Raw genomic sequence first — 18,434 nt, 5'->3', positions numbered from 1 at the left:
AGCCTGATCACCTGGGGTGAAGGTCGGCTTACCACTTTGTGGCTGACCTTGCAGGCCAGTTGACTCAGCATTGGTGCTGGTTGGGGTTACTCGCGTAACTGTTGGGGTGTAAGTGGCCGTCACTTCGGTGCCATTGGTATCGACACGTTTGACCGTTACTGGAGCTGGTGTCCCCACATATTGCTTGTCTGGCGTGAAAGTAATCGTGCCGTCTGACTCAATGACATAAGTCCCGACTTTATCCACTTTCTTAGTTGTTTGACCATCGTCAAAAGTCATGTCTTTGGTCATATCAATTGGCACAGCCTGATCACCTGGGGTGAAGGTCGGCTTGCCACTTTGTGGTTGACCTTGCAGGCCGCTTGAGACTGCATTGGTACTTTTTGGCGTCACTTCCGTCACAGTTGGCGTATAGGTCGCCGTCACTTCGGTACCATTCTCGTCAACACGTTTGACCGTCACTGCAGCAGGGGTTCCTACATATTTCTTATCTGGTGTAAAGGTAATGGAGCCATCCGAATTGATGGTATATTCCCCAACTCCGGCAACCGTCTTCTTAGTTTGACCATCGTTAAAGGTCATTTGCTTGCTGTAGTCGATTGGGACCGCTGGATCGCCTTCCTTGAAGACTGGTGTCCCTGTTTGTGGGACACCTTGAGGACCTGATGAAGTGGCTGGTGTGCTACTTGGTGTGACCTTGGTCACGTTAGGTGTATAAGTAGCGGTCACTTCGGTACCATTAGCATCTACACGTTTAACCGTCACTGGAGTCGCCTTACCAGTGAATTGTTTCTCTGGATTAAAGGTGATGGAACCATCTGCATTAATGGTATAGGTCCCTTGATCTGCTACTACCAAGGTGTCAGTCCCATTTTCAAAGGTCATTGGTTTAGCCATATCAATCGGCACGGCTTGGTCACCTGGGTTGAAGCTTGGCTTACCACTTTGTGGCTGACCTTGAAGGCCGGTTGACTCCGCATTGGTGCTGGTTGGCGTCACCTGGGTTACCTTAGGTTGGTAACGCGCCCGGTGTGGTTTACCATCTGTATCATTGACTTGAACCACCACTGGGTCTGGCGTGCCATAAAAGTTTTTGTTAGGCTTGAAAGTCACTTGGCCGGTGTTTGGATCCAATTCATAGGTCCCGACTTGCTGGCCATTGGCCATGGCAGGCACTGTGTTACCAACTACTGGCTGACCACTGGCATTCACAAAGCTAGCAGGACGGGACGCGTCTGGTGTGACAGGAGTCGCACTGGTATCATCATCGTTAAAGACTAGCATTTTGTTTTGATCTAGCCCTTGAATGCCAGTCGTTTCATAGTTAGGAATCTTCCGAACGGTTGGCACATAACGACCGTCCATAGTGGATAATTGGTCATTCTTATTAGGGTCAGACGCATCAGTAGAATTCCAACCAGTCGAGGTGCCGTTGCTGTCAGTCCAACGAATGTTGATTCCCTCAGCAGTTCCAGAAAAGGCCGCATTTGGCGTGAAGGCTACTTGCACGTCATTGCCATTGCTGGTCACCACATAGGTCCCTTCTGGACGAATATAAGTCGTGCCATCCGCTGACTGCAAAACATTGCCCTGATTGTCTAAGACTTGAGGCGCTTGGCTACTCATGATAGTCGTGGCATTATTATCATCTCTGCTCCCCCCACTTGTAGTAAAGTGTAGGGTCGCATTCTGAGTTTCACCCGTGAAGCCATCCGTTGTTTGCTTCTCGCCTTTTGGTGGGAAGATGCGGTGCAAGAGCATATCTTCTACTTCACCACTAAAGGCAATACCTGTTGGCTTCTCAATATCTCCCGCGTTAGTGGCAATACGGAAGCGCATGCCCAATTCATCAACTTGACCTCCATTAATGGCTGGATTGGCCTTAAAGGTCAAGGTATAGTCTCCAGCAGTCGTAACCTCTTGTAAGTTACTTGCTTCATCCTCATCGAAAACTCCATTTTTATTGAAGTCAATCCATGCCTTGACATAGGATTTAGCATTACCATTTGGATTAGCCTTAATTTTAATTGTATAGGTCCCATTTTTGGCCTTATCCAAGTCTAAGAGATCGTTAGACTTGCTTAATTGATCATCCGCAAGTAATTGACTCGCGCCTTCGTCATTGTGTTCCTTTTTATCATCCAGAAGCCAGTCATTAGCTGACTCAACATCAATATCAGCTGGTGTTGTCCCTAAATAAGGTTGATTAATAGGGGCGTTGGTCACTGAGTCACGTCCTGAAATGGTATGGAAGGCTTCGCCATAACTCTCAGGCGCATCACTCCCATCTACCACGAGGAAGCCCATCATCATGGCTTGTTGCCCAGATGATGCAACATAAAATCCTACTTCAGAGGCCCCACGCGTCATCACGACAGGAACCGTCCGTTCGTTAGAACGGTTTGGTCCGAAGACCTGAGTACCCAGACCTCCTGTCACAGTATCTGGACTGAGATATTTATACCAGTCTACGCTCTTATCTTTTAAGATTAAAAGACCCCTTAACCTAACGTCCTCATCATCCAACATTTTTTTGGTGATAACCGTATAAGCTTCTTTGGCCGGACTGCTCTTCTTCCATTCACCCATGTATTCCCAACCCGAACCATTAGTAGTAAAGATTGCGAATTCACCTGGGTTGGCATCTTCACCATCGGCCATAACCACCGTAGGGGCCACCCGCTTACCAAGATAGGTAGCCTCAATATCGAATTTTACCCCCCAGTTGGTAGAGTTTTTTGGATAAACCAATTGAGTCTTTCGATTCTGAGTATTGAAGCCTTGGTCACGTATGGTCGTCCATTGGTTCTGGGCTGCCCCTGTAACTGAAGGAGGTGGTGTTTTACCATAATCTCGCGCAGATTGTAAGAAACCATTCTCAGCGTTGGGGTTATAGGTCCCCTCTGTTGCAGTACCTGCGACCCGTTTTCTATAGATTTCAGTTGAGTTAAAAGGCTTGAGCTCTTTGACCGTTAAGGTCACTACATAGCCAGGTGAAATTTCCTTGGTGAAGGTAGTCCCTACTTGAAGACCGCCACGTGGATCCAAGTTTTTCCAACTTGCGCTATCTGAAAAATCAAGCCAACTAATTTGCTTAGCTAACTGAACACTGTCTTTCTTAACTGATTCATCCAAGCTTGGTTTATCAACCCGAGGCGTAGAAGTTGCATCGTCTGCTCCGGCAGGACCTGTCCCGATAGGAATCCCAGTCGCCCCACTATCGCGGAAACCTGTCCCCTTAGGAATGGCTTGGCCTTGGCTGCTTGGCCGTGGCATAGCTGAGCTAGTAGGTTTGGCTACTGGCTTGACTGGATAGCCTGGTGTTTTCAGCACTGGCTTGTCCGCTTGAGGTGCAACTTCTGCTTTTGCTTCAGGCTGCGCGGAGTCTGAAAGCTCCTGTGCCGCTTCTTGACTCGTCTCACTGGCCTGACTTTGTTGGTCTGCTTGGCTAGATGATTCTGATGCTTGACTTGAAGACTCCAGCTCCTTAGCGCTTGACTCTGCAGCTTGGCTAGCTGCTTGCGACTGCTCCTGATCAGGTGCTTGGCTCTCCGGCGCTACTGGTACTTGACTAGCGCTTACCAAGTCACTGCTATTGCTTAGCTCTTGAGCCGACACCACCGGCCCATTGGCAAAATAAATACCGAAAGCCACCGCAACTGAGACAGCGCCGAAGCTATACTTTTTAATACTGTAGCGAGTAATCTTCTCGCCCTTGCCTTGGTCATTCATCAGTTTATTATTCTTACTGAACATTGACTCTTGTCCCCCTTAACCTTAATTCTAGCAAATAGATGATCACCTTGATGCTCATCCTCCCCCATGAAAAAGAAAACACCAGCACTTCGTTAGGATAAAGCTTCATTGTGAATAGCCACCTATTTAATTCCGTAGCTAATTATAATACATCTACTAGTAAAATGCACGGTATTTTTCAGTATTTCAGCAACAAAATTTTACTATTGCACATGCAAGTGCTTCTTGACTAAACAAGCAATCATCACATTACTTAATAGCGAACGATAGGCGAATTTCACTAACTATATTTAGTGTTTAGGACCACATAAGGCCTAGTACTTTCAAACCGCACAAAAAAAGACCGAGACTGGATCTCGGTCTTGTGTGCTGATTAGTCTAGATTGCTGAAGCCTTCGCCAAGCAAGTTGGTCTCAGGCGACACATTCCAGATGCTTTCGGCGTAGCGCAAGATGGTGTAGTCTGACGAGAATTTGCCCGAGTAGGCAATATTGGTCAGGGCACGTTTAGCCCATTCCTTAGGCTCTTGATAGAGCTTGTCAGCAGCCATTTGCGCCTCATAGAAGCTTGGGTAGTCTTGCAAGAGGAAGTACTCATCATTGTAGAGGACCAAGGAATCGAAGATTTCGCGCCCTTCTGCTTCGATATTAGGTATGGTCCCGTCAATGAAGGCATTGAGCACACGCTTAATCTGTGGATTTTCCTCATAGATGCCCCGTGAGTAGTAGTTATTAGCCTCACGCAATTTTTGGACATCGTCGGCCGTCATACCAAAGAGGAAGATGTTGTCGTCACCGACTAGGTCGTAGATTTCGACATTGGCACCGTCCAAGGTCGCCATGGTTAAAGCCCCGTTAGCCATTAACTTCATGTTAGAAGTCCCGGACGCTTCCTTACCCGCCAAGGAAATTTGTTCCGATAAGTTAGCAGCAGGAATAATCAATTCGGCTAGGGAAACCCCATAGTTTTCTACAAAGACAATCTTGATCTTGTCGCCAATAGCTGGGTCATTGTTAACCAAATTAGCCAATTCATTAATAATCTTGATGACAGACTTAGCATAGTGGTAGCTTGGCGCCGCCTTGGCCCCGAAAATGAAGACCCGCTTAGCAAAGTCAGCCTTAGGATTCTCCTTGAGGGTCAAGTAGCGATCTACAATATGCATGACTTGCAGGAGTTGGCGCTTGTAGGCATGGAGTCGCTTGATTTGCACGTCAAATAAGGCAGTCGGATCAATGTCTAGCTTCATCTCTTCCTTAACGAAACGAGCAAAGCGTTCCTTATTGGATAGCTTGACTTCTTGTAGTTTTTCTAATACCTCATCATTGTCACGGAAGGCTTGGAGAATGTTCATTTCCCGTGGCTTGAAGCGCCACCGGTCGCCAATATATTGGTCTAAGACCTTGCTGAGGCCTTCATTGGCTAGTTGCACCCAACGGCGGTGGGTCACCCCATTGGTCTTGTTGTTGAAGCGGAATGGATAGATGGTCTTGAAGTCCCGCAAGGTGTAGTGTTCCAAAATCTCGGTATGGAGCTTGGCGACCCCGTTAACACTGTGGCTGGCAATAATGGCCAGGTTAGCCATGAGAACTTGGTCCCCGTCGATTGGCGCCGTACGGTGGGCTAGTTCCGCCCCGTAGAGGGCGGTCTTGTTAACCAAGTGACGTCGGTTGATTTCATAGATAATCTGCATAATCCGTGGCAAGAGGCCCTCAATCATGTAGATTGGCCAACGTTCCATGGCTTCCGCCAAGATGGTGTGGTTGGTATAGGAAGTTGATTTCTTAACGATATTCCAAGCTTGCCCCCAAGTCAGGCTCTCTTCGTCGACCAGAATCCGCATCAATTCTGGAATACAGAGGGTTGGATGGGTATCGTTAATGTGGATAGCCACCTTATCAGGGAAGACGCTCCAAGGCAAGTCCAAGCTCTTAAAGTAACGAACAATGCTTTGAATCCCAGCTGAACACATGAAGTATTCTTGCTTGAGGCGTAAGAGTCGGCCTTCATAGTTGGAGTCATCTGGATAGAGGACTTCGGTGATCTCTTGAATTTCCTTGCGTTGTTCAGGGGTCGTGAAATAAGACTCGTGGCCTGGCGGAATTTCGGCCGTGAAGAGACGTAGGTTGTTGACCACGTCATTACGATAGCCGATTTGTGGCGTATCGTAAGGCACCGCCAAGACATCAAAGGTATTCTCATAGACTGGCTTCAAGTCCCCATACTGATTGGCTTCCAACCAGACATTACCACCAAAGCGGACAATGACCGACTTGGATTCCTTGCGAACTTCCCAGGAGTTAGGGTTACGCAACCAGTTTTCTGGCAATTCAATTTGGTAGCCGTCGATGAATTTCTGCTTGAAGAGCCCATAACGGTAGCGAATACCGCAACCATTGCCCGGCACGCCAGTGGCTGCCATGGAATCCATGAAGCAAGAAGCCAAACGGCCCAAGCCCCCGTTCCCTAAGGCTGGATCGACTTCCGCCGCCGCTACGGCTTCAAAGTCCAAGCCCAATTCTTCTAGGGCAGTCCGCGCCGTGTCTAACAAGTCTAAGTTAAGCAAATAACGCTTGAGCTGGCGACCTGGCAAGAACTCCATGGAGAAGTAGAAGACTTGCTTCTGCTTGCTGTCTAGTTTTCCTTGGTTGTAGTGGACCCATTTGTCAGTATAGATAGAGCGTAATAATTGGCCTAAGGCTTGGAATTGTTCGGTGGTGCTACCAGAGGTATAAGGCACGGCGAACATGTCTTCAAACTTCTTCTTATAGGCGTCTTTGAATGCATCGACCTTCATTGATTTCCTCCTAAATAATTGTGGCATAAGCCCAAGAAAGAGACGCAAGCAAGCGCTTGGTCTCTTCTGAGCTAACTATCCTTGAAGTAGCGAATGGTAGAGGGCTAAGTATTCTTTGGTTGGCCCGGTCCAAGAGAAGTCTCGGGTCATGGCCTGTTCTACCAATTGCTTGTGAGCGCCAGGTCGGTTATAGTAGACATCTAGCGCATAGTAGATGGTTTGGAGCATGGTCCAACCGTCGAAACGATTAAAGGAATAACCTGTCCCCTCCCCGGTATATTGGTTGTAAGGTTGAACGGTGTCACGCAAGCCCCCTGTCTCATGGACAATTGGCAAGGTCCCATAGCGCATGGCCATGAGTTGTGACAGACCGCAAGGCTCGAAGGCACTTGGCATCAAGAAGAAGTCACAGCTAGCATAGATTTGTTGGGCTAGGCCCAAGTCAAAGGTAATGAGACTCTTCATCTTGTCAGGATAACGTGACTCGAAGTAACGGAAGGAGTGCTCGAATTGCGGCTCCCCAGTCCCTAAGAGGACTACCTGAACTTCTGCTTGCAGTAATTCTTCCATGCGTTCTTCCACTAACTGGAAGCCCTTCTGGTCGGTCAAGCGAGAGACCATACCAATAATGGCCACATCTGGATTGACTGGCAAGCCTAAGCGTTCTTGCAAGGCCGCCTTGTTAGCTGCCTTACCACTTAAGTCCGAGACATTAAAGTGATGAGGAATGAGTGGATCTGTCTCAGGATTATTGAGGTCATAGTCAATACCGTTAATAATCCCGCTTAGTTTCCATTCATTGTACTTGAGGACCCCTTCTAGGTTCTCACCAAAGGCTTGGGTAGTAATCTCATGGGCATAGGTTGGACTCACCGTCGTAATACGGTCAGAGAAGTTAATGCCGCCCTTGAGATAGTTGACCCGGTCATAGTACTTGACCCCATCTTCGGTATAGACATTATAGCCAGTCCCGAAGACTTGACCTAGGATGGCTGGATCATAGACCCCTTGGAAACGTAGGTTGTGAATGGTCAAGACCTTGCGGATATGACGCAAGCGGTCTTTCCAGTGATAACGGTCCACCAAGAGCACGGGCACCATAGCGGTGTGCCAGTCATTACAGTGAATAATGTCTGGAATCCAGTCAATGACTTCCAGCATCTCAATAATAGCCGTTGAGAAGTAGCCGAAGCGTTCGCCATCATCCCATTGGCCATAGAGGGCCGGACGGTCAAAGTATGCCAAGTTATCGATGAAGTAGTACTTGACCCCGTCCATTTCCAAATACTTAATACCGCAGTAGACATTCCGGCCTCCTAATTGGAAACGGAAATGGGCAATTTCTTGGATTTGGTCCTTGTATTGCTGAGGCGTTTGGGTGTAGTAAGGCAGGACCACGCGAATGTCTACACCCTGCTTAGCTAATTCCTTAGGCAAGGCATAGGCAACGTCACCTAGCCCGCCCGTCTTGAAAAAGGGTGCCGCTTCTGCGGAAGCAAATAAAACTTTCATGGCGACTCCTTTATTCTGCTGGAATGACGGTGTTCTTGCTAATCACGACCACATTGTCAGGTGTCCCAATGACGTGAGCGCCTGGTTCAACGACACAGCCCTTGTCCAGGATGGCGTATTCAACACGTGCCCCATCGCCAATCTTAGTTCCTTGTAGGATGATGGAATCCTTGACATGAGCCCCTTCCGATACATGTACCTTACGGGAAATGAGTGAGCGTTCCACCTTACCTGCTAGGTAAGAACCAGAGGCCACGACAGATGAACGCACATCAGAACTTGGCGCATAGTAGGACGGTACCCCGTTCTTGGTCTTAGTCAAGATTGGTTGGCTTGAGTAGAACAAGGAAGTGAAGTTTTGACGGTCTAACATGTCCATATTAGCCTTGTAGTAACGTTGAATGGAGTCAATGTTGGCCATATAGCCTGTATACTTGTATGGGTTGACAGTGTAGTCTAAGAGATAGTGTTGAATCAATTCATCCACTTCCATGTAGACTTCTTCGTCCACCGCCCGGTCAATGATATCGTTAAGGGTCTTAACGCTGAGGAAGTACATGCTGAGGGAAGCATCTACCTTCTCTTCCTCCCCTAAATCACCGTACTCAACCAATCCCATGACTTGGCGGTTGGCATCGAATTTAAGGGCACGAGATTTAGGGTTTTGATCGCCTAATTTTTCTTTGTCTAATTGTTTGTAGATAAGGGTAATATCCTTACCTTCAGCCACATGGTGGCGGAAGACGCCGCGGATATCCACGTTGGCAATAATCTTAGAACCGGCTACAAAGACGTACTCAGCCTTAGCCCGAGACATGAAGACCCGATGGTTGTAGTAGTAATCTTCGTAGAGGTTTTCTTGGTGGTGGCGGAGCTTCCAGTTCTGTTGAGAGAAGGTGAAAATCCCACCTGATACTTGAGAATCCAAGTCCCAAGCTGCCCCGGAACGGATGTGGTCATAGATTGAACGACCTGATTCAGCGATGAAGAGGGCTACCGAATCAATTTCCGCATGGCAAATGCTGGATAAGGCGAAGTCAATCACCCGATAGCGGTCAGCAAATGGTAAGGCGGCAATGGGCCGGTTTTGGGTCAATGGTTTTAATAATTGATCATCTTCGGTCAAATTGAGAATCGCACATAACTTATTCTTCACCATCATTTTTTGGTCCTCCTACTACTTCAGCATATCCTACAGTGGCAATTTGGTCTGGGGTCCCGATGACACTTGCCCCGTCCGCAATCACGGCTTGTTCACCGATAATAGCATATTCAACGCGACAGCCTTTACCGATGGTGGCACTGGACATGACCACAGAATGGTCAACCTGGCTATTAGGCCCTACCTTGACATCACGCGACAGGAGTGAGTTGTCCACTTGGCCGGCAATGTAACAGCCATCCACAACTAGCGAGTGCTTAATTTGCGCGTCCTCTGTTAAGAATTGTGGTGGGGTCACAGGGTTGGAGGTATAAATCCGCCAAGTATCCTCACTAATGTTGAGTGGATGTTCTGGGTCCAAGAATTCCATGTTAGCTTCCCAGAGAGATTCGATAGTACCCACGTCTTTCCAGTAGCCTTCAAATGAGTAGGCAAAGCAGTTTTCAGCATTGCTTAGGTAGGCTGGAATCACGTTCTTACCGAAGTCTTCCATCTCGCGGTTCTTAGCTTGGTCTTCCACTAAGTAGCGACGCAAGGTTTCCCAATTGAAGATATAGATCCCCATGGATGCTAGGTTGCTCTTAGGTTGCGCTGGTTTTTCTTCGAACTCGATGATACGACTATTTTGGTCCGTGTTCATAATCCCGAACCGTGAAGCTTCCTTCATCGGCACTGGGATAACCCCAACGGTCAAGCTAGCTTTGTTCTTGATGTGGTCTTCTAACATGGCTGCATAGTCCATCTTGTAGATGTGGTCACCTGATAGAATGAGGACATACTTAGGATCCAAGGAATCAATATAGCTGATGTTTTGGTAGATGGCATTGGCAGTCCCCTTGAACCATTTCTCGCCATCTGAGCTAGAGTAAGGTTGGAGGATGGTAGCCCCACCTGAACGGCTGGTTAAGCCCCAGGCTGCCCCTTTGCCAATGTGTTCGTTAAGCTCTAGAGGTTGATACTGGGTTACTACCCCAATATTCTTAATCCCAGAGTTGGCGCAGTTACTTAAAGCAAAGTCAATAATGCGGTATTTCCCTCCAAAGGGAACGGCTGGCTTAGCCGTTTGTTTGGTTAAGACACCCAGACGGGTCCCTTGACCACCGGCTAAAATCATCGCGATCATATCTTGTTTCATATACACACATGCGAAACTAGCTGACTAACTCGGCGTAAGAAGTCAGTTAATTTCATCTCCTTTCTTAGCTTTTATTTAGCGCCGTAAATACGTTTGGGTTTGATATAGAGCACACCCAGACTAGGAACTGTTGTGACAATGGAGTAAGGTTGTCCATCATGAGGCACTTCTTCTGTCTTCATGACCGGCAGATTCTCGGTCCACCGTCCGCCAAACTCTTGCATTTGCGAGTTGAGCAGGACTTCGTACTCTCCTTTATAAGGCACCCCAATTCGGTATTCCTGACGTTCAACTGGGATAAAGTTCAAGGCAATGATTAAGAAATCACGCTTGGCCTTACCCTGCCGCATCATGGTCAGGACAGCCTGTTCCACATTGTCAGCATCTAAGACGGTCAGACCTGCTGGCTCAGTATCATAATAATGCAGGGCCTTGTAGTCCTTACCGATATGATTGAGGGTCTTCATATAGTGTTGGTACTCGCGGTTGAACTCGAAACTCAAGTCCTTCCATTCCAACTCGGAGTAGTAACGCCATTCCAGGTATTGGCCTAGCTCGTTACCCATAAAGTGCAACTTCTTACCAGGCTGGGCCATCATGTAACCATGCAAGAGACGTAAGGTCTCAAACTGGGTTTCGCGGCTGCCAGGAATCTTATCTAAGAGCGACTTCTTACCGTGGACCACTTCGTCATGAGAAAATGGCAAGACATAACGTTCATTGTATTGGTACATAAAGACGAAGGTTATTAAGCGGAAATTCTGTGGTCGGTAGTAAGGATCGGTCTCGAAGAAACGCAGGGTATCATTCATCCAGCCCATATTCCATTTGTAGTCAAAGCCCAAACCCCCTTCTGAAACAGCATGCGTGATGCCCTTCCAGTCGGTACTTTCTTCCGCAATCATGAGGACATGCGGCAGGTGATCTTTGATTGTGGTATTGAGTTTTTGGAGGAAGGCCACCCCTTGGCGGTTGTGGTTGCTGCCGTCTTCGTTAGGCGTCCAAGGCCCTTGGTCAAAGTCCAAGTAAAGCATGTTGGACACGGCATCCACCCGCAAACCATCCAAGTGACATTCCTTAAGCCAGAACATGGCGTTAGAAATGAGGAAGCTTTGGACTTGGTTCTTACCTAAGTCGAAGTTGAGCGTCCCCCACCCCACATTGTTAGCGCGGTTGACATCTTGATATTCAAAGGTTGGGGTCCCGTCATAGTAAGCCAAGGCATTGGCATTACGGCAGAAGTGACCAGGCACCCAGTCCATGATGACCCCGATGCCTGCTTGGTGGGCTTGGTTAACGAAGTCCTTGAACTCTTCCAAGGTCCCGTAGCGGCCACAAACCGCATAGTAACCGGTAATCTGATAACCCCAAGAAGCATCCAGCGGATGATCCATAAGCGGCATCATTTCAATATGGGTGTAGCCCATTTCCTTAACATAAGGAATCAGGCTGTCTGCCAGTTCCGCAAAGGTATAGGTGCGGCCGTCAGGGTGGCGGCGCCAAGAACTGGCGTGCACTTCATAAATGTTGAGAGGCGAATGAACGCTATTCTTACGCCATTGCTGGTTCATCCAAACCTGGTCAGACCATTCAAAGTCCTCCAAGCCCCAAACCACCGTAGCATCCTTAGGGGCAATCTCAAAGTTAAAACCAAAGGGATCAATCTTATATTCGATATGACCATTGCCATGGTCAATCCCAACCTTGTAACACTGACTTCGCTCAACTCCTTGGATGATGCCAGCCCATACCCCACCTTCAATATGGCTGAGTGGCTCATTCTGCCAGTGATTAAAATCACCTTGAATGTAGACATTGGCGGCATGAGGGGCCCAAATGGCGAAGCGATAACCCGTCACTCCATCTTGGTCCACCTTGTGACAGCCTAAAAATTGGTAGGCTGCTTCATGGTTGCCATGGTTGAAATGATAGATGTGTTCAGAAAGTTGCTCTTGTAATGCTGCGAAAGTCATTCTATCCCTCCCTTTGTTTGTTTATACATTTATTATAGCACTGAAAGCGTTTCATGTAAACGCATACGACTAGACAATTTGCTATTTTATTTACCTGAAAATATCGTACAAAATATTCCCGTCCACATATTGATGGAAATTAAGTTTGAGCGCCGATAAAATGGTTGGCGCATGATCAATCAATCTGCCCGTCTCTACGGCATGCCCCACTTTAACATCTGGCCCGTGGTAAAAGGCCGTTGTCGCATAGTGATTACGCGCTGGATGATAGCCATGGGTGGCATGTAAGAGCTTGGCATCCGAAGTTGGATTATCCACTGATTCTTGGAAATCACCCGCCAAATCATCTAAGAAATAGTAGCCTTTCTTGGCTTCAATCATGAAGAGGCAGTTAGGGTCCGCCCCAAAGTCAGCCGCTTCTTGAGCTGTGTAAACTGTCTCAATCATAGGCATCATAGGCCGTAAAGTGTCCAAAATTTCTTTGACCGTAATCTTAGCGCCCGGCTTGCGATAGATATAGGCACAGCCATCCGCGCCTTTGCAGTAAACCTGCCAAGACTTGATGGTACCGTCACGTCCCAGCGTTTGCCAACCAGGTTGGCGGCTGAGCAGGTGGTTAGGCCGCACCACGGTATGAGTGTTGAGTTGGTAGTGGTCCCCCACCAAGACGAAGAGGCAATCTTCCCATTGGCCCATGTCTTCTAAGAGTCGAATAATACGCCCTAAGCGACCATCGAAGTCGATAATGGCTTGCTTGGCTTGCTCCGAGTTGACCCCGTAGTAGTGGCGCATGCTATCCAGCTGCAGGAAGTGCGCCGTCACGAAATCGGGATTGTAATCACGAATGGTATCCAGCAAGACTCCTTCTAGGAAATAATCTAGAGCCGGTTGCTGAATGCCGTCCCGTTTGTGACCATGGCGGGCTTCCATTTTGAGCAAGAAAGGAATGCTGGAAGCAGCTAGTGAGACCATTGCCTGATTCTGCCAAGGTCGGTTGGGAATAATTTCCGCTAAATTATAGTCGATGGACTTGTTACGCCCCATGACCGGCCAGAGCAAGGAAGCCGTCTTATAGCCGGCCCGCTTGAAAACATCGTAGAGGGTTTCCCCTTGGACTTCCTTAGCATACCAGTGCCAGTCAGGGCTATGACGCTCTGGCTGAATCTTGGTATTATTGACAATTTGGTGATGCAGAGGCAACAAACCTGTCATAATACTGGTGTGGGCCACATAGGTCAGTGAAGGATAGGTCGATTGGACCTTCTTAACCCAAGTCCCCTTATCTAAGAGACGCTTAAAGTTAGGTAATTTACTCGCAAAGGCAACATCCTCATAGCCAAATGCGTCAAAAGAGATTAAATATACTTTTCGTTTTGCCATATAACCAGCTCCAGTTCCTAGTCTTTCGATTATCCTGTGCCTAGTCTAAATTTACTCAATTTTATCAGACTTCCCTAGCTTTTTCCACAAAAAGTCATAAGTTCCACCATCATTTTTGTGTAATCATTCGCCTTTTTTATGAAAAAGCTAAGCTGCACTCATTCTTATTATACACCCAAACAAGAAAAAATACCCTAGAGTATCTGACTTTAAAGAAGAAAATTTAGAACTCTTTAACAAGCAAAATACCCTGACTTTTCAGGCAGAAGTCAGGGTATATCTTACTTAAAATCTGGGCCTACAAGTCATAATGAATGGCCTCTCGGTAGCTCTCATAAATCTGACGGTTCTTGTCATCTCCGCCATCCAAATTAGCTGAGTAAAAGACAGGGACAGGACTCAATCCTGATTGGGCTAAGTTCCGACTCACTTCTACTACTAGATGGTTAAGAATGCAGGCGCCAATCACCGTTGAACTAGGTCCTACCGGCTGCTCGATACCCGGAACCTGACAAGCCCCATCACCTATATGGCCGTGATTATCTAGCACTAAGTCTGCTACCTCACATAAGCGATGGCCACTGGGATGGCGACTCTTAGTTGCTCGAGAATAGGTGAGATTGGTCAATGCCATGACATAAACGCCCTTTTCTTTGGCAGCTAGGGCTAAGTCCACCGCAACCGGATTTCGTCCCGAGACTGAATGGACGATTAGAACATCACCAGCCTTAAAAGGGGTTTTCTCGGCCAATAGCTGGCCATAGCCCACTAGGCGTTCCATCTGGCTAGTGGCGCTAATGGGCCGCGTATCTAGCATTAGTTCCCTCCCAAAGATAGGGTTGATAGATACTAAGCCACCTGCTCGGTAGAACATTTCCTCAGCCAAGATCCCGGCATGGCTGGCACCAAAGATGAAGATTGCTTGCTTCTTCTTAATTGCATCCGACAGAATCTCTACCGCCTGGGCCAGACTAGTAGCCTCCAGCTCCTCAACCTGGCTTAGAATCTCCCTAATTCTTTGGAAATAGGCAAACACTTTCTAAGCACCTCCAAAGAGCATCCCCAGTAACTTACCAATCATAGACATAACGGATAGGTCGTTCCCACCAAAGACGAAGAGCCAGTTTTGAATGGTGGTAGACATCATGGTCCCAGAAATGGCTACCAAGATAACCATGACCGCGGCAGCGACTGCGGTCCCTATGATGGCCCCACGCAGACCACCCTGCCCTTCAGCAATGACGGCCGCCCCACCACATTCAAAGAAGCTGGTGATGACTAGCGGTACTAACAAGACCCCGAAGACATTGGTCGCGTTCACAATCAGAATCATAGCAGTAGAACTAATCATGGCGATAATAAAACCGATTAAAACGGCATTTGGCCGATAGTTGAATAAAATTGGCACATCAAAAGCCATTTTGGCACCAGGTACCACTTTTTCAGCAATCCCTTGGAAGGCTGGCATGATTTGGTTAATCAATAAGCGAACCCCATAGAGTAAGACCAAAAGCCCACCAGCAAATTCTAAGGAAGATTGAATGGAGTAGCTAATGAGGTTGTTCTTAGCTGGTACTAGACTTGGAATGAAGCAACCTACAATCAGGTTCATGACTAACATGACCAAGCCACCGGTGATGGAAATTTCGCGGAAGAAGGATAGCCCAGCAGGGAGATCAAGATCTTCGGTTGATTTTTTCTTGTCCCCTACCACACGGGCTACACTCCCTGCTATGATACAGAGAATACCAGTTGGGTGACCAATTAAGAAGGAATCATCCCCTGTGGCATCCCAGACAAAGCGACGTGTAATCCATGGGCCCAATGACCAGTAGAGAGCAGATAAGACGGCCCCCACAATAATTAATATAGTACCCGATACCTTGGCTTCCACCAGACCAGCCACAATCACGAATGGGAACCACCAGAGCATGTTACCTGTTAAGAAAATGGTCTTAATCGGTGTGAATCTGGCAATCGCAAGGTGCAGCGCAAGCGCTACGAACATAGTGACACCCACGGTCCCACCATACTCAGCCGTAAATGAAGCATCAGACAAGCCTTCTGACACACTGACTCCTAGGCTGGTTTGAACAGCCGTATTGATTGGCGCAATAGAACCCAACAACATGTTGACCCCTGTCGACAAGATAACCATCCCGAAGGCAGCTGTCAAACTCCCCTTGATAACATCAGAGATAGGCTTGTGTTGAACCAAAAGCCCGAACATGGCGATTAAGCCAAGTAATACAGGGGGATTTCGTAATATGTTATCCGTAATAATATCCATGGTTATTCTCCTTTAGATGCTAGGTAGCGTTTAAATTGTTCCCTTACTTCATTGACATCCATGTATTTCTTAATTGGATAGATAGGAGCTTTAATGGTTTTTTCTAATTCTTGTTGTAATTCAAAACTGGTGAAGTAGACATCCGCTGGCGTCGCTTTGGCTGTTGATAAGTCAGTATTTTCGACCTCCGCATCAATTCCCAGTTCCTTGACTACTTTTTCGACGGTCATTCTTAAGACCAAGGAGCTCCCGACACCAAATCCACATACTGCTAGAATTTTCATTTGACTTCCTCCTTTAAGCTGTCTTTGATTTGTGCTAATTGCCCTGACTTAATTAATTGGAATTTGTCCTCATCCATGAACACGGTCATGAGTTCCTGCAAGAGAGCCAGATGACTGGTGTTATCGACGGCTGCTAGAACTAAGAAGACCTTAGCTGGCTTGCCACAGACATCGACTGCTTGCTTAACGATTAATAAGGACACTCCGATTTGCTTCACCCCTTCCCCTGGTCTTGCATGCATTAAGGCAAATTCATCTCCGATCACCATATAAGGACCGTTTTGAATGACTGAATCCATCATGGCGGTCACATAGTCCTTGCTAATATTGCCCTTTAGCAGGAGTGGCTGTGCCGCCAACCTAAGGGCTGACTGCCAATCCTCTACCCGCTCTACCACTTGGGCATTCTCTAGTAGTTCATTCACACATTCCATAGTCGTTCTCCAATTGTTTTAGTAACCAAGGTTTATTGCGGACACCTTCCACAATAAAGTACATGACATCCCCTACCTTTGAGGTTTCTTCTTTTGCTACCAAAAGCAAGACAATCACATCCACCTTGTCGTAACCCCAGGCAATGGCCTTATCTAAGAGTAAGACCGAAATATTGCTAGTCTCGACTAATTGGGGATTAGCGTGAGGGATCGCGATGCCCTTATCCAGATAGGTGGATTGTTGAGCTTCTCTTTCTAGTATGGAGGCTAGCACTTGCGTCTTCTTGGCCTCCTTCAAGTCCTTCTGCTGATCTAACAAGAAGCTGAGCGCCTCTTCTTGCGTCTTGAAATTCCCCTTATAGATGCCATTAATCAGTCCCCTACCATGATTCATCATTTGGTACTGGTTAAGCGTGGACTGCCGGGCCACTACTTCGGCATAGGCCGTCATAATTTGCCGCATGTCTTCTTCCGTACATAAGGGGCTAATGGTAATCACTGGGCGCTTAAGGCCTTCAATAGGAACCGTCGAGATAATGAAGGAAATATCTTCTACCTCTAATTTCTCCAGTTGCTTCAAGGACACAATTTGTATGTCGTGCAAGTTTGGCAAGAACCTTTGTATCTTGGCATTAATATAGGTGCTAACACCAATTCCATTAGGAGAGACAATCACCACCTTTTTCTGGATAAATTTGCGCTCAATGGCCGCCTGGATATGCAAGACTAGAAAGCCAATCTCGTCATCCGATATAAGTGGGCATGTAGCTGGCAAGCCATAGCGACTGCCCTCGTTGGTTAGGAGGTACTTGACATCTTGAAAGAGAGCATGATAGTTACTTTTAATATCGGCTAGAAGTGGATTGACCAGGCTAATCTTAGCTTGAAGACGAGTGAAGAGCTGATTCATATGGATCGCGATGTCTTCCATTAACTTGTGGTCATCCTGCAAATCCAGATTGATAATGAGTGACACATCTTGAATAAGCACACGAATCTGATCTTTTAAGTTTTCTTGAACCTGACCCGCTTCTTGAGAAAAGCCACTTCCTAACAAAATGGTCACTAGATAAACTAATTCGCTGGCACTAAAAACCAGGTCGCAGACTGCTTCTAGCCGGCTAATCAAATCCCACAAACGAGGGTAATAACGTGTAGGCTCCAAGTAATTAGTATCCAACAATTGAATGTGATGGCCTGCCTTAGCCCGACCGATTAGGAGGCAAATGGTCGTGCTGATTTGGACCATATTGTCGCCTGGAATGGGCTGCTGTAAAGAGTCGCTGTATTCCTGTAGTAACAAGATAATCCGATTATATAAAGCGCTGTCAAAACCTTCCAAATAAAATGGCGGATGCTGACTAATCATGAGCCGCTTCAAAATCTGCTGGGCTTGAATCTCGCTACCACTAAAGAAGGTACCTGAGTTATTAAAGGACAAACTGGCGCCATCCTTTTGGAAAAAATGTTTAATGAGGTTGAAGTCATTGGACAAGCTGCTACGCGAGACAAAATATTGATCCGAAAGTTTTTGGTAGCTTAAGGTCTCATAATCTAGTAAACGTAACATAATCTCCTGGCGCCGCAACCTATTATCATTAGCTATCATGTTCATTTATCTCACCCTCACACTTATAGCGTATCAGAAATTCTATCGACTAGGTATACCAAAAAAGCGAAGTCATTTGTAAGTAAAAAGCTGAACACCTCT

Annotated in this window: 12 protein-coding genes; all 12 read right to left on the bottom strand. The window is 47.1% G+C overall.

Annotation, left to right across the window (positions count from 1 at the left end):
* Positions 1-3,756: CshA/CshB family fibrillar adhesin-related protein (locus HMPREF3093_RS09935; protein WP_306806862.1), on the bottom strand; the 3,756-nt coding region annotated here is incomplete at its 3' end.
* 373 nt (positions 3,757-4,129) lie between these two features.
* Complete coding sequence (locus tag HMPREF3093_RS06110; RefSeq protein ID WP_070756157.1) at positions 4,130-6,553, bottom strand: glycogen/starch/alpha-glucan phosphorylase; 2,424 nt, start codon at positions 6,551-6,553, stop codon at positions 4,130-4,132.
* Between the two features lie 75 nt (positions 6,554-6,628).
* The gene (gene glgA / locus HMPREF3093_RS06105) at positions 6,629-8,065 is read right to left on the bottom strand and encodes a glycogen synthase GlgA (RefSeq protein ID WP_070756156.1); all 1,437 of its coding nucleotides are present in this window, start codon (positions 8,063-8,065) and stop codon (positions 6,629-6,631) included.
* A gap of 10 nt (positions 8,066-8,075) precedes the next feature.
* Positions 8,076-9,227, bottom strand: a complete 1,152-nt coding sequence (gene glgD, locus HMPREF3093_RS06100) for a glucose-1-phosphate adenylyltransferase subunit GlgD (protein WP_257244543.1) — start codon at positions 9,225-9,227, stop codon at positions 8,076-8,078.
* The gene (locus tag HMPREF3093_RS06095) at positions 9,211-10,362 is read right to left on the bottom strand and encodes a glucose-1-phosphate adenylyltransferase (RefSeq protein ID WP_023391882.1); all 1,152 of its coding nucleotides are present in this window, start codon (positions 10,360-10,362) and stop codon (positions 9,211-9,213) included. Before HMPREF3093_RS06095 ends, glgD begins: the two co-directional genes overlap by 17 nt.
* A 71-nt stretch (positions 10,363-10,433) precedes the next feature.
* The gene (gene glgB, locus HMPREF3093_RS06090; protein WP_070756155.1) at positions 10,434-12,335 is read right to left on the bottom strand and encodes a 1,4-alpha-glucan branching protein GlgB; all 1,902 of its coding nucleotides are present in this window, start codon (positions 12,333-12,335) and stop codon (positions 10,434-10,436) included.
* Between the two features lie 90 nt (positions 12,336-12,425).
* Positions 12,426-13,715: an alkaline phosphatase family protein gene (locus HMPREF3093_RS06085; RefSeq protein ID WP_070756154.1), complete on the bottom strand. Its 1,290-nt coding sequence runs from the start codon at positions 13,713-13,715 to the stop codon at positions 12,426-12,428.
* Between the two features lie 298 nt (positions 13,716-14,013).
* Positions 14,014-14,751, bottom strand: a complete 738-nt coding sequence (locus HMPREF3093_RS06080; RefSeq protein WP_070756153.1) for an SIS domain-containing protein — start codon at positions 14,749-14,751, stop codon at positions 14,014-14,016.
* A gap of 3 nt (positions 14,752-14,754) precedes the next feature.
* Entirely contained in the window at positions 14,755-16,005 is a 1,251-nt protein-coding gene (locus HMPREF3093_RS06075) for a PTS ascorbate transporter subunit IIC (protein WP_070756152.1), read from the bottom strand.
* A 2-nt stretch (positions 16,006-16,007) separates the two neighbouring features.
* On the bottom strand, positions 16,008-16,289 hold the full coding sequence (locus tag HMPREF3093_RS06070; protein ID WP_070756151.1) for a PTS sugar transporter subunit IIB: 282 nt from the start codon (positions 16,287-16,289) through the stop codon (positions 16,008-16,010).
* Positions 16,286-16,723 carry a PTS sugar transporter subunit IIA gene (locus HMPREF3093_RS06065; RefSeq protein WP_070756150.1) on the bottom strand — a complete coding sequence of 146 codons (438 nt, stop codon included), beginning with the start codon at positions 16,721-16,723 and terminating at the stop codon, positions 16,286-16,288. The genes HMPREF3093_RS06070 and HMPREF3093_RS06065 overlap by 4 nt, the downstream gene beginning before the upstream one ends.
* Positions 16,707-18,293 carry a BglG family transcription antiterminator gene (locus HMPREF3093_RS06060; protein ID WP_180363281.1) on the bottom strand — a complete coding sequence of 529 codons (1,587 nt, stop codon included), beginning with the start codon at positions 18,291-18,293 and terminating at the stop codon, positions 16,707-16,709. Before HMPREF3093_RS06060 ends, HMPREF3093_RS06065 begins: the two co-directional genes overlap by 17 nt.
* Between the last annotated feature and the right edge of the window lie 141 nt (positions 18,294-18,434).

It is taken from the genome of Abiotrophia sp. HMSC24B09 (genome assembly GCF_001815865.1).
In the GTDB taxonomy this organism is placed as follows: Bacteria; Bacillota; Bacilli; order Lactobacillales; family Aerococcaceae; genus Abiotrophia.
Note: the sequence above shows the minus strand (reverse complement) of the source record. Positions and strands in the feature narration are given on the sequence as shown.

Bases quoted from the DNA above. Each gene is read 5' to 3' on its own strand.
- HMPREF3093_RS06110 (WP_070756157.1), bottom strand. From the start codon at position 6,553: ATGAAGGTCGATGCATTCAAAGACGCCTATAAGAAGAAGTTTGAAGAC.
- glgA (WP_070756156.1), bottom strand. From the start codon at position 8,065: ATGAAAGTTTTATTTGCTTCCGCAGAAGCGGCACCCTTTTTCAAGACG.
- glgD (WP_257244543.1), bottom strand. From the start codon at position 9,227: ATGATGGTGAAGAATAAGTTATGTGCGATTCTCAATTTGACCGAAGAT.
- HMPREF3093_RS06095 (WP_023391882.1), bottom strand. From the start codon at position 10,362: ATGAAACAAGATATGATCGCGATGATTTTAGCCGGTGGTCAAGGGACC.
- glgB (WP_070756155.1), bottom strand. From the start codon at position 12,335: ATGACTTTCGCAGCATTACAAGAGCAACTTTCTGAACACATCTATCAT.
- HMPREF3093_RS06085 (WP_070756154.1), bottom strand. From the start codon at position 13,715: ATGGCAAAACGAAAAGTATATTTAATCTCTTTTGACGCATTTGGCTAT.
- HMPREF3093_RS06075 (WP_070756152.1), bottom strand. From the start codon at position 16,005: ATGGATATTATTACGGATAACATATTACGAAATCCCCCTGTATTACTT.
- HMPREF3093_RS06070 (WP_070756151.1), bottom strand. From the start codon at position 16,289: ATGAAAATTCTAGCAGTATGTGGATTTGGTGTCGGGAGCTCCTTGGTC.
- HMPREF3093_RS06065 (WP_070756150.1), bottom strand. From the start codon at position 16,723: ATGGAATGTGTGAATGAACTACTAGAGAATGCCCAAGTGGTAGAGCGG.
- HMPREF3093_RS06060 (WP_180363281.1), bottom strand. From the start codon at position 18,293: ATGTTACGTTTACTAGATTATGAGACCTTAAGCTACCAAAAACTTTCG.